We start from the raw sequence: 21,258 nt of genomic DNA on the forward strand, positions 1-21,258 counted from the left end.
TCAAACTCACTCAATAATACTATTTTTAAAATTAAAAGCAGGAATTAAAATGTCAATTAAAGCAGATGAGTTACGAGCTCAGATTAATAGTCTAGTAAAAAAGTATGCTGCGGAGGTATATGTACCCAAAAAATTCGTTGCTGGTGAAAGTGTTATCCCTCCATCGGGCAAAGTAATTGGCTCTGCCGAATTGGAAAATATGGTAAATGCATCCCTTGATGGATGGTTAACCACAGGGCGCTTTAATGAGCAGTTTGAAAAGAAGTTGGCTGAGTTTATTGGGGTTGAATTTGTTCTTTCCGTAAATTCAGGGTCTTCAGCAAACCTAGTGGCATTTAGTGCTTTAACGTCACCTAAACTTGGAAATAGAGCAATTCAAAAAGGGGATGAGATCATTGGTGTTGCTGCTGGTTTCCCAACAACGGTAAACCCCATTATCCAGTTTGGAGCTATTCCAGTTTTTGTTGATGTAGATATGGCTACACACAATATTGACGTGGATTTAATTGAAGCCGCAATAACACCAAAAACAAAAGCCATTATGCTTGCCCATACACTTGGAAATCCTTTTAATGTTGGAAAAGTAAAAGAGATCTGTGATAAACATAACCTTTGGTTGGTTGAAGATTGTTGTGATGCATTAGGCGCGAAGTACGCTGGTAAAATGGTGGGTACTTTTGGCGATATAGCTACGTTAAGTTTTTATCCTGCTCACCATATTACTATGGGCGAAGGTGGTGCTGTTTTTACTAATAATCCACAATTAAAAATGATTGCAGAGTCATTCCGTGATTGGGGGCGGGATTGTTATTGTGCTCCAGGTTGTGATGATACTTGTGGGAATCGTTTTGGCCAGAAGTTTGGCTCTCTTCCCCAAGGTTATGATCATAAATATGTGTATGCACATTTAGGCTACAACCTAAAAATATCTGATATGCAAGCTGCGTGTGGTTTGGCTCAACTTGATCGTGCTCAGGAATTTATCGATAAGCGTAATGCGAACTACGATTATTTAAGAACTCGTTTATTATCTACATTGAATGATTTCATTGAAATTGCTGAACCTACACTTAATAGTACACCTTCATGGTTCGGTTTTCCTGTAACGGTGAAAGAAGAATCAGGTGTTTCTCGTTTAGATCTATTGAAATTTCTAGATCAAACTAAAATTGGGAGTCGATTATTGTTTGCAGGAAACCTAACTCGTCAACCATATTTTGAGGGAGTCGAGCATAGAGTAGTTGGTGAGTTAAAAAATACAGACCGTACTATGTGTCAAACTTTTTGGATCGGAATTTATCCTGCTTTAAATGAAGAACATTTTGAATTTGTTGCAGAGCAATTAGAAGAATTCTTTGGTGTGAACTTTTAATGAAAAGAGTATTAATAAGTGGAATTACGGGTTTCTTAGGCAGTCATTTAGCTAAAGCGTTGCTCTCATCTGGATTTCTAGTTTACGGAATCAAACGAAAATCATCTTCACTTAAAAGATTAGATACAATGACAGATCAAATAGTTTTATTTGATCTGTCAGACTCGAATATTGAGGAAGTTGTAACTTCTGTAGCTCCTGATTTTGTAATTCATACAGCATGTGATTATGGTCGTTCTGGTGCAAGTGTATCTGACCTAGTTAAAACAAATATTGTATTTTCTTTGTCTTTATTAGAAGCTTCTTCGTTGCATAAAGTTAAAGCGTTTATCAATACTGATTCAGCACTACCTAACGATGTAAATGCATATGCTTTAAGCAAATATCAATTTTCTCAGTGGGGAAAGTGCTACTCAGATAAAATAAAGTTCATCAATATGCGAATCGAACATATGTATGGTGCGGGGGATGATAGAAATAAATTCATACATTGGTTTGTTGAACAGTTAAAAAAACAAGTAGAATCAATCCCTTTAACTTCTGGCATTCAACTTAGAGATTTTATTTATATAGATGATATTGTATCTGCATATTTATTGATAATTAATCATATTGATAGATTAGCAAGTTATGAAAGTTTTGATGTTTCGACTGGTAAATTGATGCCTGTGAGAGATTTTTTAAATGCTATTTTAAAGGAATATATATCCTTATATAAAACTAATAATGTCAAATTGAAGTTTGGTGAACTAGCTTTTAGAGAAAATGAAATGATGGCTGCTCATGTCTCTCCTAAAAAATTAAAAAGCTTAGGATGGAACCCTGTAGTAACTCATATTGATGGAATTAAAAAAATATTCGGAGAAAATAAATGAAATATTTAATAACTGGTGGGTGTGGCTTTTTAGGTTCTAATATTGCTTCAGAATTAATAAAAAGAGGTGAGGAAGTAATTGTTTTTGATAGTTTGTATAGATATGGTAGTTATCAAAATCTTGAGTGGTTAAAAAGCTTAGGAGATATTCAATTTGTTCATTCAGATATTCGTAATACTAATGATGTTGAGCGAACCATCAAAAATTGTAAGCCTGATGTTGTTTATCATTTAGCTGGTCAAGTAGCTATGACAACGTCTATCGCTGATCCAAGAATGGACTTTGAAGTAAATGTGTGTGGTTCTTTCAATTTGCTGAACGCAATCCGCTTATACTCACCTGATACTGCCGTAATTTACTCATCTACAAATAAGGTTTACGGTGATTTAGAACAGTTTTCTTATGAAGAAACTGATACTCGATACATATGTATTGATAAACCAAATGGTTTTGATGAAACTGTAGGCTTAGATTTTCATTCTCCTTACGGCACCTCAAAGGGATCAGCTGATCAATATATGCTCGATTTTGCAAGAATATATGGTCTAAAAACGGTTGTTTTTAGACATTCATCTATGTTTGGCGGACGTCAATTTGCAACTGAAGACCAAGGTTGGGTCGGCTGGTTCACTCAAAAAGCCATTGATATAAAAAATAAAAATGAAAAAAATGAATTTACTATTTCTGGTAACGGAAAACAAGTTAGAGACTTGTTGTACTCATCTGATTGTGTTTCTTTATATATTAGTGCTGGTAGGAATATCGATTTAATTAAAGGGGATTCCTTTAATATTGGCGGTGGTCTAGAAAATTCATCGTCATTATTAGAATTACTTGATTTTTTGAATAAAGAATTAAGTATTTCAATGCAGTATAAAGTACTACCTCCTCGTAAAAGTGATCAGCGGGTATTCGTTTCTGATATTAATAAAATCCAGAGACGCCTTGATTGGTATCCAAAAATAAATAAAAATGAAGGGGTTAGAAAAATGATTGAATGGATTTCTAATTTATAATGCAGTTATATAGGATTATAGGTAGTGTTCATTTTATAGCGCTCATTGGTATTTTTTTTAGAGGCGCTAGTTTAATAATAACTTTTATTAGTACAAAATATCTAATAGCTCTTCTTGGTATTGATGGTTACGCTGCGTATGCAGTTATTTTTTCTTTATTTGGTTGGATTTCTTTATTTAATTTTGGTTTTCCTGTTGCCATACAAAATAGAATGTCTTTTTATAAAGCAAAGAATAAGAACATAAAAAGACTAAAAGAGCAATCATTGTTTCTTCTGGTAATTACTTTGATTTTTGGAGGAGTGTTAATAACTCCTTTTTCTTATGTATTCTTTAGCTTTTTTATATTAAAGATAGCTCCTGCTCTAGATTTTTCTTGGTATTTGTTATTCATGTACTTGGCTTTTTTTCAAGTGCTAATCGATTTTTCAAATAGATATTTTTTTGCATTAGGTAGGGGGCACATATCTCATTTTTTTGCATTTTTAGTTTCTCTTTTTGGTTTTTTTAGTTTGTTGGTTTCTGAGTTTTTCGAAATTAAAAAGTTTGAGTATGTTTTAGTTATATATTTTTCTTCGTATTTTTTTTGTTTTATAATGTCTTTTTATTTGGCGTATAAAAATGTATCCTTTAAAATTAATTTTTTCAAATTAAAGGTTTTTCTTGTTCCAGCAAAATCTTATCTTATTTTTGCTGTTTTATCTTCTTTGGTTCTTAAAATTGATTACTTAGTTATGTCTAAAATTTTAAGCCCAAAAGAAATAATGTTATATAGTATTAATATGAAAGTATTTATGGTTGTTTTGTTTTTCTATTCTACTTTGTTATCTGTCTTTTGGCCTTCAGCAAGGGAGTTAATTGTAAAAGGTTTAAGTTATGAAGCATTAAAAAAAATGTATTTTAATATTTTTTTAGGTCTATTTTCTACAATTATATTTAGCCTCTTTATTGTTTTTTTCAAAAATGATATATTTGATTTTTTAACTAATGGTACTGTTTTCAATATTTCAAATGGTATTATTATAATGTCATTTTTATATATTGTTGTTCGAGTATGGTCTGACTCCTTTGCAGTTGTTTTACAAAGTATGAATAGGTTTAAAGATTTAGCTTTCATAGTTCCATTTCAAGCTGTTTGTTCATTGGTTGGGCAATACTATTTTGGATCTAAATATGGTGTTGAAGGTATATTTTTAGGTTTGATATTATCATTTTTAATGACTGTGGTATGGTATTTACCTATTAAATTATACAAAAATTTGAGAATTTTAAATGAATAAAGATTTTATATTGTCGATATGTATTCCTACGTATAATAGAGCTAAAGAGCTTGACCAAGCTCTTTATAGTATTTTAATGTCACACCATAACTCGAATTTGATTGAAATTTGTATTAGTGATAATGCATCCGAAGATAATACCTATCAAATCGTTAATAAATTTATAGAAAAAGGAATGAATATTAAATATTCATGTAGCAAAAATAATGAGGGAGCAGATAAAAATTTTCTAAGAGTTATTGAAATGTCTACGGCTCAATATTGTTGGTTCCTTGGTAGTGATGATTTAGTGAAATCAAATAGCATAAAGATGATTCTTGATTTAATTGATGAGAAAGCTTTTGATATCATTCTTTTCAATAGAGATGAGGTATCTATTGATGGACAGTTTTTAAAATCTACTAGATGGTTTGAAGCAGTAGGAGAGTTCGACCTTTCAAAAAAAAATGAAAGATATGATTATCTTAACTCTGTAACTGCTTTAGGTGGTGTTTTTTCTTACATAAGTTCAATTGTCTTTAGAAGAAAATTATGGAATAGCTCAGAAAGCTATAATCAGTTTATTAATACAAACTATATACATGTAGCGAAATTACTTGACATGATAAAAAATGGTGCGCAACTAAAATCTATCAGTGAGTCAATAGTGGACTGCAGAATTAATTTTGGTATAAATACTTTTCATGGTAGTCTAGGCGAATATAAGCGTTTATATATTGATTTTTATTATTTAATGATAACATGTCAAATTTTTGGATTTGACTCTAAAGAGTACGAGCTTATTTTTCATATACTTAAAAAAGAAAGAAACTTAAAAAGCTTGCTTTCAATTAAGTATAAATTAAATAAAGAAGATTCTGTTAGTCTTTATCAATTGCTAAAAAATTCAGGCTTTTTAAAAGAATATATAATAGTAATGTTTTTCCCCAAGAAGGTATTATCTTTCCTATTTTTTTTAAAAAAGTTATTTTTTTAATGTTAACTAAAATCGGTAACTTCATTTTAAAAGTGATGATGTTTGTAGTATCAAAAAAATCATCTCTTGCTCCGAACAAAATTGCTATATATAGGTTTGGGTCTCTAGGGGACTCGATTGTAGCAATGCCTGCCTTATCTGTTATAAAAAAACGTTTTCCGAATGCTGAGATACATGTTTTATGTCGTTCTGAGAGAAAAGGACTTATTAATTATTGTGACTTGCTTGATTCGAAAAGTTTTCAATATATATTTGACTATTCAGGCCTTTCTACATCTGAAATGAGATCTAAAATAAAATTAGAAAAATATGATCTTTGGATAGAACTACCTTCATCGGGGGTTGGTTTTATTCACAGTTTTAAAAAAATAATTTATCTAAAAAGTTGTGATGTTAAGTCTATATCTGGCCATCAGACTACTCCTGGCAATAATGTTTTTTTATCTAAGTATTATAAGAAATATTTCAATTTTGAAAGAGAGACTACTCGACTTTTAAGATCTATTGACTCTATTGAAAGAAATGAAAATAATTATTTTATAGAAGACTACCTCTTTAGAGATTTGAGTTTTTTTGAAGAAAAAAATAGTAAAATTTTAGATTATGATATTTATAATGAATTTTTAATATTTGCACCATGTAGTAAGAAATTAGCTGGTATGTGGCCGATTGAATTTTGGAGAGAGTTATTAAGAGAGCTACAGATTTTAGGTATAAAAGGCATATTCATTGGCTCTTCCGATGATTCTGGTTATATTGATCTTGTTTTAGATGGATTTAGTATTAATCAGTTTTTATCTGTCGCTGGAAAATTTGATATTCTACAATCAGCTGCTCTTATAAAGAAATCTAGAATGGCTATTTGTGTAGATAGTGGACCATTACATATGTCTTATGCACTTAATAAAAAATTAATAGCAATTTTTAGTGCTAGAGATTATGTTAATAAATGGTTTCCTCCTGAAAATATAGGTGTTACTTTGAGGCATAATGAAGAATGTAGTCCATGTTTTAGAGATAATTGTCCAATTAATAATACATGTATGCGTAATATTTCAGTAGAGATGGTGTTGAATGAAGTTAAAAAAGAAATATATAATTAACATATTGTTAACTCTGTTTTTTCTGATATTCCCTGTTTGGATAGTATTTCAAGAACTTTTCTATAAACTAGGAATAGACTCTAAAAATATAAAAGTCGTTTTTCTATTGATTTTTTTATTTTTTATTTTCTTATTGATACTTAATAATAACTTTAAAATACATAAAGTTTTTTTTATAAATTTTATTTTATTCTTGTTATTGGTTTTTAGTGTTTTTGTTAATATCAATTCAGGAGTTTTTCATTTAAGCTATATAATTTTCGGTTTTTATGATATTTTCTTTATTTATTTTATGGCGATTTTGATAGGTTTTCTATCTCATAAAAAATTAAATGAAAATAGTTTAAACTATTATTTTAAACTATTATTTTTTTTAGGAATCATTTCTATTCTCTTTGCATCCATACAGAAAGTATATAATTCGCAAGTGTTTTATCAATTTCAAAACTGGATGTATTTAACTAAATCAAGAGATATTTTTCGTCTAAATGGTATTTTTTTATCACATGCTTGGTTTGCATCTTTTTTATTTTTTATACTATCATGGAGTTTTTATATTTGGAAAAAAACATATAAATTTAAGTTTTTTTTAATTTTTTTAATTTGCTCTATATTTCTTTATTGGACATATTCTAAAACATTTTTAATGATGGCTTTTGCATTTGTTTTTCTTGTTTTGTTTTTTGATAGAATTATTACTTTGAAATTACGCTTTATTTCAAAAGGGTATTTTGTGCTTTTTGTGCTTTTTTGTATTTTATTAAGTTGTTTTTTAATGATTTTTGTTCAAGACCTTGAGTATACAAATAAAGGTTTTTTGTATACTGCTAGTACAAAAGTGAGGGTGTATTACTGGTCGATTATTATTAATGATTATTTTTTAGATGCCGATTTACATAACGTTATATTTGGACACACAATTACTCAGTCGGGTGAAAATGATTTTTTAATTAAATCTACAGGTAAAGTTATTCAGACTGAAAATTTATTTTTTACAATATACCTTTGGGGGGGTATACTTGCATTGTTGGTTTTTGTTTCTGCGCAATATATCTTATGGAAAGAGCTTTTTAAAAGAAGCAATCTATTCTCTAAATACTTAATAATTGTTTTACCTATTTGGTTTTTAGGTGGGATTTTTGGTAGAACAATAGGCTATTACTCTTTTTTCTGTATGATGCCAGCTCTATTGAGTATTAACAATCAGGTGGTAGTATGTCGAAAAAAAGAGAGTTAATTATATTGCACGATTTGGATGGTCGTCCATATTATAAAGCCTTAGAAAGTCTTGATTTTTCTAGAGTCCGTTTTGTTGAGTCTTCTATTTTTAGAATTTTAGCTAGAGATTTTCTTAAAAATAAAAATATTTTCTTTTCTATTAGAAGATTTTTTAAAAATCTTCTATTTCGACTTTCTGTTCCATTCATAAAAAATAAAGTTATTGTTATGGGGATGGCGCCTAATGATTTTAGAGTTGTTTATTACTCTTTTTTGAAGAAGAAAAATAAATTGATCATTCATACTTCTCATCCATACTGGAATGATTCTGAAAGATCAATTAGAAAATATGGCAGTTATCTTGATAAATTTTTTAGAGCAATATGGATAAAGACTTTAAATGATTCGAATATTTCAGTGGTTTGTGTAACTAAAGCTTCACTTAATAGTCTTTTGTTGTTCTCGGGCTCTACGAGAATATACCAAATTTATCATGCAGTTGATGAAAGTATTTACTATCCTAATAGAAATAAAAAACAAAATGATGTCTTACATATTGCATTTATCGGCAATTTTGTTTTCTCTAAAGGATTAGTTATAATTAAATACTTGGTTGAAAGTCTGGCTGATGATGATCGTTTTAAATTTCATATTATTGGTGATGGAGAGAATAAATCATTTTTATCTGAAACTTTATTATATAAAAATGTTACTTATTATGGTCAAGTTTATGATGATAGAAAAAAATCAGAAGTTTTAAGATATTGTGATGTACTTATTAATCCATCTATAAAAACAAAAAAATGGCAAGAGCTTTTAGGGATTGTAAATATAGAAGGTATGATGAGTGGACTTGCAGTTATTGCAAGTAAACATATTGGACCTGAAGAAATAATAAACTCTGATGTAGGTATTTTAGTAGATGATAGTGAAGAAAATGTTTTTTTAAATAAAATTAAATTTTTACAAGAAAACCCTGAAGCGCTGTATTCCTATCAAAAGAATGCTGTAAAGGAATCTCAGAGGTTTTCTTTTGAGTGTATATCCAAAAAATGGAAAGATATTATCGATGAGTAAACCTGTTTTATCCTTTTGCATACCAACTTTTAATATGATTCTTTATATTCCAGAACTTTTAGAGAGTATTGAAAGTGAAGTGATATCTTTTCCTGATCAATTGTTTGAAATTTGCATTTCTGATAACTGCTCAACTGATAATACGCTATTTTTTTTTAGGAACTATGTGAGTCCATTCGAAAACTTAAGTATTGTTTATTTTAGAAGTGAAAGTAATTTAGGTGCAGATAGAAACTTTCTTAAGGCTGTTTCTATATCAAGTGGAAAATATTGTTGGCTACTAGGCGCTGATGATCGACTAAAAAAAGGTGCCTTGACTCTTTTATTATCGAAAGTACTAAATAGAAATTGTGATATTTTTTTGGGGGATAGGGAGAATATTGACTTATATGGTAACTCTATTAGCTTTGAATTTTGGTCAAGTAATCAACAGATAATTAGTAAAAATGAATTGCCTAGATATATTGATAGTATAAAGTCAATTGGAGGTTTATTCTCATATCTCTCTTGTATTCTGTTTAAGAGGGAGTCTTGGGATTTATCAATTCAGTCATTGGATTTTGATCGTTTCCTATGTAGTAATTATATCCATACATTGATTCTACTAAATATAATAAAAAAAGATAAAGCTATGCATTATTTTCATAATACAATTGTTCAAGCAAGAAGGGGTAATGATAGTTTTTTGGATAAAGGTTACTTAAATAGAATTAAAATAGATTATGGATATATTGACATAGTATATTATCTTTTTCCTGAAGATATTGTTTTGTCTAAATCAATAAAATCCCTTTTGAAGAGGGAAAGAAATATTTTTCATTTTCTTAAGTCTGCATGTTTATCGGGCAAGTCAGAGACCTATGAATTCATGAAACAGAACTCTCTACTTACGCGTTATATTATAAAAGTATTTCCTGTTTTTTTTATACGAATACTATTAAAGATATACCATAAAGGATAATCAATGAAAGTTGCAATAATACATGATTGGCTTGTGACATATGCAGGTGCAGAACGAGTTTTAGAAAAAATGATTGAGTGTTATCCTGATGCAGATTTATATAGTTTAGTAGATTTTTTGGAATCTGATCGATCTTTTATCAAAAACAAAAAAATCAATACATCTTTTATTCAACACTTACCTCTTGCAAGAAAGAAATATCGCTATTACCTCCCTTTGATGCCGTTAGCAATAGAGCAATTTGATTTATCATCCTATGATTTGGTTATTTCCTCATCACATGCTGTAGCAAAAGGAGTTATCACTGGGCCTGACCAATTCCATATCTGTATGTGCTATAGTCCAATTCGGTATGCTTGGGACCTTCAACATCAATATTTAAAAGAGTCAGGTTTAAATGATGGGCTCAAAGGATTGTTAGTAAAGTGGTTTTTACACAATATTCGTATATGGGACCTTAGAACTGTAAATGGTGTTGATGAATTCATATCTATATCTAAATTTATTAAAAGAAGGATCAAAAAAATATATAACCGTGATTCTATAGTCATATATCCTCCTGTTTATATAAATGATTTTAAAAACTTCGTTGATAAAAAAGAAGAGTTTTATATTACATCTTCAAGGATGGTTCCGTATAAAAAAATTGATTTGATCGTTGAAGCTTTTACTAGAAAAATGCCTGATAAAAAATTAATAGTTATTGGTGAAGGCCCTGATTTTGATAAAATTAAAAGGCTTTCTGGTAAAAATGTTGAGTTAATGGGTTACCAACCTTTTCCAATTTTGAAGGATTACTTATCTAGAGCTAAAGCTTTTATTTTTGCTGCTGAAGAAGATTTTGGTATTGCTCCACTTGAGGCTCAAGCATCAGGAACCCCTGTTATAGCTTATGCTAAAGGAGGAGCTCTCGAAACAATTATAGGTCTTGAATATGATCATCCGACAGGAGTATTTTTTTACGAGCAGTCAATTGATTCTCTAGCTTCAGCTGTTAACAAATTTGAAAATCAAGTGAAAGAAATCAATTCTAAAAATTGCGTAGAAAATGCTGAGAGATTTAGTGAGTCCCGTTTTATTAATGAATTTAAAAATCATGTAGAAAATAAATATTCTATTTGGAAGAAAAAATTATGAAAAAAGCAATTGTTACTGGTATAAGTGGACAGGATGGAGCCTATTTGGCGAAGCTTTTGTTATCTTATAATTATAAAGTATATGGAACATACAGAAGAACTGCCTCTGTTAATTTTTGGCGAATTAAAGAATTAGGAATAGAAAATCACCCTAATCTGGTACTAGTGGAATATGATTTAACTGATGCCACTAATAGCATACGTATGGTTTCTGAAATTAGGCCAGACGAAATTTATAACCTTGCCGCACAGAGTTTCGTAGGTGTTTCATTTGATCAACCAGTTGCGACAGCCCAAATTACTGGAATAGGTGTATTACATCTTTTAGAAGCAGTCCGGATAGTAGATAAATCTATTAAGTTTTATCAAGCGTCTACATCGGAAATGTTTGGAGAGGTTCAAGAAACTCCTCAGAAAGAAAGCACACCATTTTATCCTCGCAGCCCATATGGGGTTGCTAAACTTTATGCGCATTGGATGACAATTAACTACCGTGAGTCCTATGGAATATTTGCTAGTAGTGGAATTCTATTTAATCATGAGTCTCCATTACGCGGCTTAGAGTTTGTTACTCGTAAAATTACTGATGCTGTTGCTAAAATTAAGCTTGGAAAGCTTGAGGTTTTGGAGCTTGGAAATATGGATGCGAAACGTGATTGGGGATTTGCTGAAGAATATGTTGAAGGTATGTATCTTATGCTTCAAGCCAAAAGACCAGATACTTATGTGTTGGCTACGAACCGTACTGAGACTGTTCGTGAATTTGTTCGATTGGCTTTTAAAGCTATTGATATTGAACTTGAATTTCGAGGGGAGGCAGAGCATGAAGTTGCAATTAATAAAATTACAGGAAGAGTACTTGTTAAAGTGAATCCTAAATTTTACCGACCTGCCGAAGTTGATTTATTGATAGGGGATCCGAATAAAGCAAAAAAAGACCTTGGATGGGAGCCTAGTACAACATTGGAAAAACTATGTTCTATGATGGTAAAAGAAGATTTAAGAAGAAATGAGATCAATGCCTCATTCTAAGTGGTATGGACCCAGTTTCATAGACATCTCATAGCTATATAATAATAGATAAACATGAGGTGAATTATGAGTGGAAAACGTTATACCAATGAGTTCAAAATTGAAGCCGTTAAACAAGTCACTGAGCGCGGCTATAAGATTGCAGAAGTGGCTGAGCGACTTGGCGTTAGTTACAAAAGTATGCATGATTGGATTGCCCGATATAGTAAACCTGAAGCGAACAGAAAAGCGGACGATTCAGCCCTGTCAGAGATCCAGCGACTTAAAGCTGAACTTAAACAGGTGACCGAAGAGAGGGACATTCTAAAGGAGGCCGCCGTGTACTTTGCCGGGGAGTCAAAGAAAAGTACACGTTCATAAAATCACGGCTTCACGACTATTCTATTGTTGTCTTGTGTCGAACGCTGCAAGTCCATAGGAGCGGTTTTTACGCTTGGCTGGGCTGTCCAAAAAGTCGACGGGAGCAAGAAGATGATGAACTTTCCATCGCCATTAAAACGCATTGGCTTGAGAGTGGTTGTGTTTACGGCTACCGCAATATCACCAAAGACCTAAAAGGAGAAGGTAAGTCTTGTGGGAAGAATCGAGTGCTAAGGGTAATGCGCCGTGAGGGTCTAAAAGCGCTAATAGGCTACAAACGTCGCCCTGTTTTTTATAGTGGTTCTGAGCGTAACACGGCCCCCAATACACTAAATAGAGAGTTTATTGTCCCAGAACCAGATCAAGTATGGGTAACCGATTTTACGTACATCCGGACAAAAGAAGGCTGGCTTTACGTGACCGTCGTTGTTGATCTATTTTCTAGATTGATCGTAGGATGGTCGATGAGATCAAGGGTGACAGCGGAGTCCGTTATTGATGCTTTACTCATGGCTATTTGGCGACGACGCCCCACAAAAATAGTACTAGTACACTCAGATCAAGGGGCTCAATATACCTCGAAAGATTGGCAAACCTTCTTAAAAGATAATAATCTGAAAGCCAGTATGAGTCGTCGTGGTAACTGCCATGATAATGCCGTTGCGGAAAGCTTTTTCTCATTGTTAAAAAAAGAAAGAGTACGCAATCGAACCTACAAAACAAGAAGCGATGCTCGCTCAGAGATTTTTGATTATATCGAATGCTTTTATAATCCAAAGCGACACCATGGATCAAATAATGGATTATCGCCACTGCAATATGAGAAACGATATTTTACGGAGCTAGAAACTGTCTAGGAAACTGGGTCCATACCATTAGCGGTGGTTCAGGGTCAGACAATAGGAGAGCTGGGCTTTTTGCTGGAGCTGCAGGTTTCTTCGCGGATGCTATAGTAGAAGATGCATACTTCACATTTGTGATGGACGTACAAATGCGAGAGCGCGCCCTAGATGGTGATAGTGTCAGTAACAGTACGCAAAATAAAAGCATAAAAGGAATTTCTACTGGTAATGCTGCAAATCTGTCGCTGACAAAAAGTAGTGTAAAGCGTGGTAGTGACTATAACTGGATAATCTACGAGACTCGCATTGTAACAACGGCTAATCAGATGAATCTTAAAATGGAAGAGGCTTTGCCTGCTGTAAAAGAGCGTACAGCGTTGAGTTTGTCTGAATTAATGCTTTAAAATTCATCATACTAAATCATTGGACAAAAAGCTTTTGAAGCTTCAGGTTATTCAATAACCCCCAGTATTTTACTGGGGGTTATTTTTTAAAGCCCTTTAATGGTTTTTTTCTTAAAAGTCTTCTAAAGAGCGCTTCACTGTTTTTTGGGAGAAATTATGTATAGGCATTTTATTTAAATAATGCCATGAATTTATATACAAGAATATCGTGCTGCCTTGGCTATTAAATTGGTTTCAACAGTCATGCTGACTGCAACAAGTGTAGATCTCTTTTACAAGTGTTTCGATGTCATTTTAGAAATGGATACAATGGTTCATTTAAGGTAATGTTATGATGAGATAATGCATGTTGTGGCTGTCATGCCTATTTGGCGCCTTTTTCTTTTAGTAGATAGTCAATATAGTTGCGTAGTAAATTGGCGGCATTGGTGAAGCTTTTATTGTTCGGAATAATAAAGTCCGATTTGCTCCGAATATCTATCGTCTTTAGTGAGGCTTGGCGTACATGACGCATATAGCGACTGGTTACTTCGTTCACATCTCGACCACGCTCGGCGATATCACGCTTCAGCCGTCGAACGATAGCGATGTCCATATCTGTGTCGACGTAGAGTAGGTAGTCAACGGCATCACGAATGCCAGCGTCTTGAAACATCATGTGACCTTCTACCAATACAATGTGAGTAGGATCTAGATTCCGGTACCCTGTACGTTTGTGTTGTGAGTGATCATAAACAGGGATTTCGTTTGGTTGCTGGCGGTTTTTACAGTTATGAATGGCCAGCGTTATGCTCTCAAGGTCTAACGAGTTTAAGTCGTCAAAGTTGTATACATCTGGGTCAATACTGCCACACCCATTATAGAAACTGTCTTGGCAAAGAACGGTGATTTTATCGCCTTGACCTTCCGCTAATAGAGAGCATAGTCGGCTTTTTCCGCTGCCGGATACGCCTGTAATGCCAATAACAAGAGCCATGAATTACCTCAATAAATAAAGTTTTGATGCTCCTTTGGTTGAAGGAGTTTATAGTGTCGTATTATATATCAGGTTTGTCTTTTTTTGCCCAGTCAAACTGGAACATGTCATCTTACTGAGAAAAGGTTAATGTCTAGAAAATTTACGTCAGTGTTAGCGGTGTTAATTCTTGTTTTAGTGGGAATGGCGACGGTTGTAAATGCAAAAACGACTGAAATCCCTCAGCTTTCTAATATAGCCGAATTGTTTGGTTTACCTCTGAATGATTTGAGCTTGTCTCGGTTGGAGAAGAAACTAGATAGCATGGGGTTACATAGTTACCCTTCTTATAAAGAGGGAGAAGTGAGCTACAGTTTAGGGCCTGAAGGTATTTTGGGTGTTACTCATGCAACCATTTTTTCGAATTCATCTAGGTATGTACAGCAGGCACTGTTGTCAGGCGTTGTAGGAAGTCTTGAAAAGCGCCAAGCGCTGGGTGAATTACTACAGAAAAAGTACGGTGCTCCTAGTGAGGGCTACTTGAATAACGGCATAGGTCGTTCAAAGTGGCTGTTTAAAGATGGTACTCTTATCGAGTTTCATAATAGTACTTATGATGTGTATATTATGTATGTCGATGAGCGGCCTAGAGTAATGGGGCGTTCTGGTCAAATTGATGTTGAGGCTTTGTCTCGTAAAAAACAGTAGTTTTGTATTTTTTGCTGTGTAGTATTTATTATGTTTATTCTAGATCTTAATCTTCGTTTGGCACACTTAATTCAACCTCACCTACAGGACATATCTTTGGCCTTGGTGGCTACCTGCTTAGTAGTGTATGGCGATAAGGTGAATGGGTTTCTTAAACGCTTAGTTTCTTCTTGGGTTTTCATTGCTAGAGTCATGGCGTTTATTTTGATGTGTACGTTTGGGTACGGACTTTTAGCCTTGTGGAGTCAGCCGCTGGTTTATTGGGGGATTACACGCGTTGACTTTGTGTATCGCCCCGTTTTGTTGCTTGCTTGTTTTTGCTTTTTGGGGATTTTGGCGGAAAGAAAGCGTCATTTATAAAATAATTCATGAAATTATCTACCAGTTTGCGTTGCCAAATTACAACATAGCAGCACTATTTGTACGAATGTGCCGCTTGATAGTGCGATTATGTAGTAAAGTTTCTAACCCTTCCTTTTTATTTCGTTATTTCTATAAAAAAACACTCTAAACTACCGATTTAAAAGGTTTTTTGTAGTCTTCTTACAATTTGTTTTTGTCTGATTCTGTCGTTAAACTGCGCCCATATTGATACAACAGAGTCTTTTTTCGGGGGCAGAAAATGACAAGCACTTGGTTACAAACACTTTCGCAAGCAGAATCTATGATTCCTCTTTTGGGTAAACTTGGTCGTGAAAAAGCGATTAAAGTTCAGTTGGCAGGAAACACCTTGATGGCAGATTCTGTTACTGGATTAATGACGGCTTTTGATCAGCATCCGGAGTTAGATCTTGTGCAAGTCTATCAAGTGTTGGAGCAAGTTCTTGCTAGTAATAATGCACATACCACTGTGGAGCTTGAATCTCTTATTGCAGAAGCAGATGTGTCTTCTGTATTGGCGGCGCATTCTCAAAATGGCTCTGAAACCCCTGTTGTGTTGTACGGCTTTGGTCGCATTGGTCGTTTGCTTGCTCGTCGTATGTGTGCGTTAGGTCATACAACACCAGGTATGGCGTTAGCGGCTATTGTGGTTCGTAAGGCTTGTGATAACGACCTTGCTAAACGTGCGAGTTTGTTAAAATACGATTCGGTTCACGGCATATACGAAGGTTTAGTTAAGGTTGACGAAGCGAACCAATCATTGATTATTAATGGTTCCCCAGTAAAAATCATTTATGCTTCAGATCCTGCTGAAGTCGATTATCAAGCACATGGCATCGACAACGCTTTATTAGTTGATAACACTGGACGCTGGCGTGACCGTGATGGTTTGAGTGTTCACTTGAATCGCCCCGGTATTGAACGTGTTGTGTTGACCGCGCCAGGTAAAGAAATGAAAAACATTGTTTTCGGCGTAAACGATAGCGATATCAATGAAGACGATCGCATTGTTTCTGCGGCGTCTTGCACAACCAACGCGATTACACCGATATTGTCTGTTCTTGAAGACAAGTTCGGTATCGTATCTGGTCATGTCGAAACGATTCATGCTTACACCAATGACCAGAATCTAATCGATAATATTCATAAGGGTGACCGTCGTGGCCGTGCAGCAGGCATGAACATGGTGATGACAGAAACGGGTGCGGCTAAAGCTGTTTCGAAAGCGATTCCTTCTCTAGAAGGCAAATTGAGCGGCAGCGCCATCCGAGTTCCTGTGATTAACGTCTCTATCGCGGTATTAAGTCTAAACCTGAAGTCTGAGACATCCGTTGAAGAGATTAACCAGTTGTTAAAATCGGCATCTAATAGCGCCGAGTTAACGGGACAAATTGGCTACAGTGAAGAGGCGGATGCGGTGAGTTCTGACTTTATCGGTTCTCAACAAGCAGGGATTTTAGATTCGTTAGCAACGAAAGTTCGCGGCAATCAAGCGACATTATATGTTTGGTACGACAACGAGTACGGTTACAGCTGTCAGGTGGTTCGTTTGATGGAGAAACTTGCTCAGGTAAATTTTATGAGTGTTGAGTTGCTTGAAGAGCAAGCGGCTTAATAAATAACGACTGCATTACATTGTTTTTTTGAACGGCGACCCATAAGGTCGCCGTTTTTTGTTCTGATATGGATGTCATCAATGTTGGAAAGAAAAAATCGGATAAAAAAAAGCCGGATAAAAATCCGGCTTAAATAAAAGTAACTAGCAGTATCACACTGTGGGGAATGATACTGCTCACCCAAAACATGACTGTGGGACACGCTTTTAGAATAATACAGTTAGGGCTGTATCAGTAAATATTAGGTTGCTGTTAAACCTAAGAGATAACGCTATTTTAGCTTCGGAGAGGAAGGTTGCAAACGATATAAATTGTTTTGTAGGATTAGCTGAATTAATGCAATATATAATAGTATATTATTAAATGCGTGTCTTGTTACTCTGGGTTATTTTGAATTTTTCATGATTTGCTGTTTTTTTTACTTTAATTGATCATATTAGGGTGATAAGTTCGATTTTTATCTGCATATTCAATATATAGAAAATGCGTTTTCATTATCTTTTTTTATTTTGCAGTAGCTGAGCTCGTCTTATGATGGTTTTTTTATGAAGTCTATTCCTTTGGCTGGACTGGGGACGTTTGCTATCGCTGCGCGCCATTTAAGTTTTACAAAAGCCGGGCAAGAAATGCACCTAACTCAAGGTGCTATTAGTCAGCAAATTCGGCAATTAGAAGAAAGGTTAGGGCTGACTTTATTTGTTCGTTATCACCGGCGTTTGGAGTTAACGGTAGCCGGCGCACGTTTGGCGGTTCAGTTAAATCATAGCTTTAATGAAATCAATGAGTTGGTTTCAGAGCTGCAGGAAGAAGAAACCTCCAATATTTTAACCGTTTCTGTGATGCCATCGTTTGCAACCAAATGGTTGATTCCTCGACTGGGCAGCTTGCAAGAAGCCTATCCTGATTTGCAGCTTCGCATCCAAGCCAACGACAGAGAAGTGAGCTTCCAGCGTGACAGAATTGATGTGGCGATAGTGCATAGTCATGTTCATAGTTCTAAAGGACATATTGTTCCCTTGATGAAAGATAAGGTGTTTCCTGTTTGCAGTCCTGCGTTTGCGCAGCAACGGACTTTGAGCGAAGCGAGTCAATTAGCACAAGTGCCTTTGTTAAATGATGACTCTGAATGGCGTTTTTCCAGCCCTTATGCAGAGTGGGAAAAGTGGCTGCTACTAGCTAATGCAAAAGGTATTAAGCCTTCTCGTGGCATCAGTTTTAACCGAGGCGATCTTGCTGTGCAGGCCGCTATTGCAGGACAGGGTGTTGCCTTAGGGAGAACGCCTTTGGTAATGGATGATATTCAGCAAGGGCGATTAATGATGCCGTTCTCAGAAATATTGGACGAAGGGCATGCATATTTGTTTGTTTGTCCTGAAATGCAGCGTCAGCGAGCGCCGGTTCAGCAGTTGCTCAGTTGGTTAGTAGCACAGTGCTACCAATATTCCCCAGAAGATGCTTTGACGACGCCCGATGATTTGAACTCACTATAATTAGTTATCTAAAAGCAATTTAACTGAAATGGCCAAGCACATAATAATCACCATAGGGCGAATGAGTTTTACTCCTTTGGTAATAACGAGACGTGAGCCAATTTGTGCGCCAAACCATTGACCTATTCCCATAACAATCCCTAACGCCCAAATAAGGTGGCCGCTAAAGGCAAACATAGCGAGTGACGCTAAGTTGCTGGTCGCATTGAGTACTTTCGTGTGTGCCGTTGCTGAAACCACCGTCAATCCCATTAGGCATAGATAAGCCGTTGAAAAAAAAGCGCCTGTGCCAGGGCCAATTAAACCATCATAAAAACCTATACTGGTACCGATAATCACGGCAAACTGCGCATGAGTAAGAGAAAACTTGCTGGCAATATAAGGTTGAAGCTTTGGCAAAAAGAAAAAGAAAATAGCCACGGCAATTAAGATAATAGGCACCGCTTTTAGCAACAAACCACTGTCTAAATAAGAGACTAATAGTGTTCCAAAGACAGCACCGATTGCAGTCATTACAATGGGTAGCCACATATCAGAAAGTCTCACTTGTCCTTTTTTAATAAAGTGATAAGAAGCGGAGACGGTACCTGCACAGCCTTGTAATTTATTGGTCGCCAGTGCCTCCGCTGGAGACAGTCCTGCTGCTAATAAGACGGGGACGGTAATTAGGCCGCCGCCGCCTGCAATCGCGTCGATCATACCGGCAAAAAATGCCGCCCCAAAGAGCGCAAGATAGATCCAAAGAGAAATCTCAAAAAATACAAAATCCATTGCGTGTTGTTTCCTATTACAGAGGGAGGTAGGGCGCGTTTTAGTAGACCAAAAAAAGCCCACCTAAACAATCGTTTAGATGGGCCAATGAGTAGGAATGTTAGAATTCGTTACCGACGATATTACATTTTCGTTTGTATATAGCCCTCAAGGGTAGTCACTTGATCTGGTGTCAGCTCAAGCCCCAGTTTAGTACGGCGCCATAGAATGTCTTCTGCTGAACATGCCCACTCATGATTTATCAAATAATCGACTTCTACTTGATAAAGCTGATTGCCAAAGTGTTGCCCAAGCTCGCTCTCGGAGTTTACTTTATCCAGCAAAGTATGGGTTAGCGTGCCATAGCTGTTAGCAAAACGACGAGCAAGGTTAGCGCCAATGAAAGGGTAGTCTTGTTGAAGCTTCATGGTGAAGGCATCCAATGACATGTCTAAATTACCACCCGGTAGTGGTTTACTGTCTGTCCAAGCCTCGCCAAGGTTATCGAAATAAGGCGACAGTTTCGTCATCGCTGATAAGGCCAATTTACGATAGGTCGTGATTTTCCCACCAAAAATACTCAGCAATGGTGCCTTGTGATTTTTGTCGTCTAGATGCAGTGTGTAATCTCGAGTCACAGCAGACGGGTCAGAGGACTCGTCTTCTAATAAAGGGCGAACACCGGAATAGCTCCATACGACATCGGCTGGAGAGAGTATTTTTTTGAAGTGATCGTTAGCCACTTTTAAAATGTACTGGGTTTCTTCTTCGGTAATCGCTACATCGTTAGGGTTGCCCTTGTACTCAACATCGGTTGTACCTAGCAACGTGTAGTGTTCACGATAAGGAATTGCAAAAACGATACGCTTATCCGTGTTTTGCATAATAAATGCATTAGAGTGCTGATATAGCTTCGGTACTACGATATGGCTTCCCTTGATCATGCGAATGCCATATGGGGCTTTTTGCTCCAGTTTAGTTTCGATAAATGATGATACCCAAGGCCCTGCGGCGTTTACTAACGCTTTCGCGGTTATCTCGTGGGTTTCTTTAGTTATCTGATCTTCTAGGCTTATATGCCATTGATTGTCGACACGTTTTGCTGAAGTACAGCGAGTGCGAGCAAAAATAGAAGCGCCGTTTTGTTGTGCGCTAAGAGCGTTGGTCACAACTAAACGAGCATCATCTACCCAGCAATCTGAGTACTCAAAGCCTTGTGTTATATCGTCTTTTAGCGGGCTGTCAGCGCTGTACTTTACGCCTTTTGAGCTTAGCAGGGTGTCACGTTTCCCTAAGTTGTCGTAGAGAAATAACCCAATGCGTATTAGCCAAGCTGGGCGTAAATGAGGTCTATGTGGCATTTGGAAGCGCATGGGGGTGACTAAGTGAGGTGCTATTTTTAACAGTACTTCACGTTCTGTTAACGCTTCTTTCACAAGACGAAATTCGTAGTGTTCCAAATAGCGTAAGCCACCGTGAATCAACTTACTGCTTGACGATGAGGTGGCGTGAGCCAAATCTCCCATTTCGCAAAGGCCAACATTCAAGCCGCGTCCTGCCGCGTCAGCAGCGATTCCGGTGCCGTTAATGCCGCCGCCAACAACAAATAGGTCAAAATGGGAGTGATTCATGCAAAGCCTCACGATTTATATACGAATGTGTATGTTCGAAAATGAACATTTGAGTTCGATATTAAACCTCTATGT

20 protein-coding genes are annotated in these 21,258 nt (G+C 35.4%); 17 read left to right on the plus strand and 3 right to left on the minus strand.

Translation table 11 applies throughout. From position 1 onward, the window contains the following. Nucleotides 1–49 precede the first annotated feature (49 nt). The 13 genes from rfbH (at nt 50) to traT (ending at nt 13,652) form a co-directional block, all read left to right on the plus strand. Entirely contained in the window at nt 50–1,372 is a 1,323-nt protein-coding gene (gene rfbH / locus M3I01_RS01550; RefSeq protein WP_255893799.1) for a lipopolysaccharide biosynthesis protein RfbH, read from the plus strand. Continuing rightward, a complete protein-coding gene (locus tag M3I01_RS01555; RefSeq protein WP_255893800.1) occupies nt 1,372–2,247 on the plus strand; it encodes an NAD-dependent epimerase/dehydratase family protein in 876 nt (291 codons plus the stop codon). Before rfbH ends, M3I01_RS01555 begins: the two co-directional genes overlap by 1 nt. Beyond that, entirely contained in the window at nt 2,244–3,263 is a 1,020-nt protein-coding gene (locus M3I01_RS01560; protein ID WP_255893801.1) for a GDP-mannose 4,6-dehydratase, read from the plus strand. The genes M3I01_RS01555 and M3I01_RS01560 overlap by 4 nt, the downstream gene beginning before the upstream one ends. Then, complete coding sequence (locus M3I01_RS01565) at nt 3,263–4,543, plus strand: lipopolysaccharide biosynthesis protein (RefSeq protein ID WP_255893802.1); 1,281 nt, start codon at nt 3,263–3,265, stop codon at nt 4,541–4,543. The genes M3I01_RS01560 and M3I01_RS01565 overlap by 1 nt, the downstream gene beginning before the upstream one ends. After that, a complete protein-coding gene (locus M3I01_RS01570) occupies nt 4,536–5,519 on the plus strand; it encodes a glycosyltransferase family 2 protein (RefSeq protein WP_275564877.1) in 984 nt (327 codons plus the stop codon). The genes M3I01_RS01565 and M3I01_RS01570 overlap by 8 nt, the downstream gene beginning before the upstream one ends. Then, on the plus strand, nt 5,519–6,622 hold the full coding sequence (locus M3I01_RS01575) for a glycosyltransferase family 9 protein (protein ID WP_275564878.1): 1,104 nt from the start codon (nt 5,519–5,521) through the stop codon (nt 6,620–6,622). Before M3I01_RS01570 ends, M3I01_RS01575 begins: the two co-directional genes overlap by 1 nt. Further along, a complete protein-coding gene (locus tag M3I01_RS01580) occupies nt 6,594–7,859 on the plus strand; it encodes a hypothetical protein (RefSeq protein WP_275564879.1) in 1,266 nt (421 codons plus the stop codon). Before M3I01_RS01575 ends, M3I01_RS01580 begins: the two co-directional genes overlap by 29 nt. Then, entirely contained in the window at nt 7,838–8,917 is a 1,080-nt protein-coding gene (locus M3I01_RS01585) for a glycosyltransferase family 4 protein (RefSeq protein WP_255893809.1), read from the plus strand. The genes M3I01_RS01580 and M3I01_RS01585 overlap by 22 nt, the downstream gene beginning before the upstream one ends. Continuing rightward, on the plus strand, nt 8,910–9,878 hold the full coding sequence (locus M3I01_RS01590) for a glycosyltransferase family 2 protein (RefSeq protein WP_255893810.1): 969 nt from the start codon (nt 8,910–8,912) through the stop codon (nt 9,876–9,878). Before M3I01_RS01585 ends, M3I01_RS01590 begins: the two co-directional genes overlap by 8 nt. A gap of 3 nt (nt 9,879–9,881) precedes the next feature. Beyond that, complete coding sequence (locus tag M3I01_RS01595; RefSeq protein WP_275564880.1) at nt 9,882–11,015, plus strand: glycosyltransferase family 4 protein; 1,134 nt, start codon at nt 9,882–9,884, stop codon at nt 11,013–11,015. Then, complete coding sequence (gene gmd, locus M3I01_RS01600; protein ID WP_255893812.1) at nt 11,012–12,046, plus strand: GDP-mannose 4,6-dehydratase; 1,035 nt, start codon at nt 11,012–11,014, stop codon at nt 12,044–12,046. The genes M3I01_RS01595 and gmd overlap by 4 nt, the downstream gene beginning before the upstream one ends. Before the next feature lie 66 nt (nt 12,047–12,112). Then, nucleotides 12,113–13,263 (plus strand): IS3 family transposase gene (locus M3I01_RS01605; protein WP_275564881.1). Its coding sequence is split into 2 segments (ribosomal slippage): nt 12,113–12,350 and nt 12,350–13,263, totalling 1,152 coding nucleotides; the frame shifts between segments, so codons are not numbered across the junction. Between the two features lie 17 nt (nt 13,264–13,280). Then, the gene (traT, locus tag M3I01_RS01610) at nt 13,281–13,652 is read left to right on the plus strand and encodes a complement resistance protein TraT (RefSeq protein WP_255894778.1); all 372 of its coding nucleotides are present in this window, start codon (nt 13,281–13,283) and stop codon (nt 13,650–13,652) included. 364 nt (nt 13,653–14,016) lie between these two features. On the opposite strand, the gene M3I01_RS01615 is transcribed toward traT, so the two are convergent. Further along, nucleotides 14,017–14,628: a uridine kinase family protein gene (locus tag M3I01_RS01615; protein ID WP_112136394.1), complete on the minus strand. Its 612-nt coding sequence runs from the start codon at nt 14,626–14,628 to the stop codon at nt 14,017–14,019. Nucleotides 14,629–14,757: 129 nt separating this feature from the next. On the opposite strand from M3I01_RS01615, the gene M3I01_RS01620 reads away from it, so the two are divergent. The 4 genes from M3I01_RS01620 to gcvA all read left to right on the plus strand — a co-directional run bounded on the left by M3I01_RS01620 (nt 14,758) and on the right by gcvA (nt 18,802). Next, nucleotides 14,758–15,315 carry a uridine kinase gene (locus M3I01_RS01620; RefSeq protein ID WP_255893815.1) on the plus strand — a complete coding sequence of 186 codons (558 nt, stop codon included), beginning with the start codon at nt 14,758–14,760 and terminating at the stop codon, nt 15,313–15,315. Between the two features lie 30 nt (nt 15,316–15,345). Continuing rightward, on the plus strand, nt 15,346–15,675 hold the full coding sequence (locus M3I01_RS01625; protein ID WP_255893816.1) for a DUF3392 domain-containing protein: 330 nt from the start codon (nt 15,346–15,348) through the stop codon (nt 15,673–15,675). A gap of 262 nt (nt 15,676–15,937) precedes the next feature. Next, nucleotides 15,938–17,311, plus strand: coding sequence for a glyceraldehyde-3-phosphate dehydrogenase (locus M3I01_RS01630; protein ID WP_275564882.1), 1,374 nt, complete (start codon nt 15,938–15,940; stop codon nt 17,309–17,311). Between the two features lie 546 nt (nt 17,312–17,857). Beyond that, on the plus strand, nt 17,858–18,802 hold the full coding sequence (gcvA, locus tag M3I01_RS01635) for a transcriptional regulator GcvA (protein ID WP_255893817.1): 945 nt from the start codon (nt 17,858–17,860) through the stop codon (nt 18,800–18,802). Here gcvA and M3I01_RS01640 read toward each other — a convergent pair whose 3' ends face one another. Both M3I01_RS01640 and glpD read right to left on the minus strand, forming a co-directional pair. Further along, nucleotides 18,803–19,573 (minus strand): TSUP family transporter, encoded by a 771-nt coding sequence (locus M3I01_RS01640; protein WP_255893818.1) that lies wholly within the window; start codon nt 19,571–19,573, stop codon nt 18,803–18,805. A 122-nt stretch (nt 19,574–19,695) separates the two neighbouring features. Further along, a complete protein-coding gene (glpD, locus tag M3I01_RS01645) occupies nt 19,696–21,183 on the minus strand; it encodes a glycerol-3-phosphate dehydrogenase (protein ID WP_255893819.1) in 1,488 nt (495 codons plus the stop codon). Between the last annotated feature and the right edge of the window lie 75 nt (nt 21,184–21,258).

The sequence above is a fragment of the Marinomonas maritima genome (assembly GCF_024435075.2).
GTDB lineage: Bacteria > Pseudomonadota > Gammaproteobacteria > Pseudomonadales > Marinomonadaceae > Marinomonas > Marinomonas maritima.

Bases quoted from the DNA above. Each gene is read 5' to 3' on its own strand.
- rfbH (WP_255893799.1), top strand. From the start codon at position 50: ATGTCAATTAAAGCAGATGAGTTACGAGCTCAGATTAATAGTCTAGTA.
- M3I01_RS01555 (WP_255893800.1), top strand. From the start codon at position 1,372: ATGAAAAGAGTATTAATAAGTGGAATTACGGGTTTCTTAGGCAGTCAT.
- M3I01_RS01560 (WP_255893801.1), top strand. From the start codon at position 2,244: ATGAAATATTTAATAACTGGTGGGTGTGGCTTTTTAGGTTCTAATATT.
- M3I01_RS01565 (WP_255893802.1), top strand. From the start codon at position 3,263: ATGCAGTTATATAGGATTATAGGTAGTGTTCATTTTATAGCGCTCATT.
- M3I01_RS01570 (WP_275564877.1), top strand. From the start codon at position 4,536: ATGAATAAAGATTTTATATTGTCGATATGTATTCCTACGTATAATAGA.
- M3I01_RS01575 (WP_275564878.1), top strand. From the start codon at position 5,519: ATGTTAACTAAAATCGGTAACTTCATTTTAAAAGTGATGATGTTTGTA.
- M3I01_RS01580 (WP_275564879.1), top strand. From the start codon at position 6,594: ATGAAGTTAAAAAAGAAATATATAATTAACATATTGTTAACTCTGTTT.
- M3I01_RS01585 (WP_255893809.1), top strand. From the start codon at position 7,838: ATGTCGAAAAAAAGAGAGTTAATTATATTGCACGATTTGGATGGTCGT.
- M3I01_RS01590 (WP_255893810.1), top strand. From the start codon at position 8,910: ATGAGTAAACCTGTTTTATCCTTTTGCATACCAACTTTTAATATGATT.
- M3I01_RS01595 (WP_275564880.1), top strand. From the start codon at position 9,882: ATGAAAGTTGCAATAATACATGATTGGCTTGTGACATATGCAGGTGCA.
- gmd (WP_255893812.1), top strand. From the start codon at position 11,012: ATGAAAAAAGCAATTGTTACTGGTATAAGTGGACAGGATGGAGCCTAT.
- M3I01_RS01615 (WP_112136394.1), bottom strand. From the start codon at position 14,628: ATGGCTCTTGTTATTGGCATTACAGGCGTATCCGGCAGCGGAAAAAGC.
- M3I01_RS01620 (WP_255893815.1), top strand. From the start codon at position 14,758: ATGTCTAGAAAATTTACGTCAGTGTTAGCGGTGTTAATTCTTGTTTTA.
- M3I01_RS01625 (WP_255893816.1), top strand. From the start codon at position 15,346: ATGTTTATTCTAGATCTTAATCTTCGTTTGGCACACTTAATTCAACCT.
- M3I01_RS01630 (WP_275564882.1), top strand. From the start codon at position 15,938: ATGACAAGCACTTGGTTACAAACACTTTCGCAAGCAGAATCTATGATT.
- gcvA (WP_255893817.1), top strand. From the start codon at position 17,858: ATGAAGTCTATTCCTTTGGCTGGACTGGGGACGTTTGCTATCGCTGCG.
- M3I01_RS01640 (WP_255893818.1), bottom strand. From the start codon at position 19,573: ATGGATTTTGTATTTTTTGAGATTTCTCTTTGGATCTATCTTGCGCTC.
- glpD (WP_255893819.1), bottom strand. From the start codon at position 21,183: ATGAATCACTCCCATTTTGACCTATTTGTTGTTGGCGGCGGCATTAAC.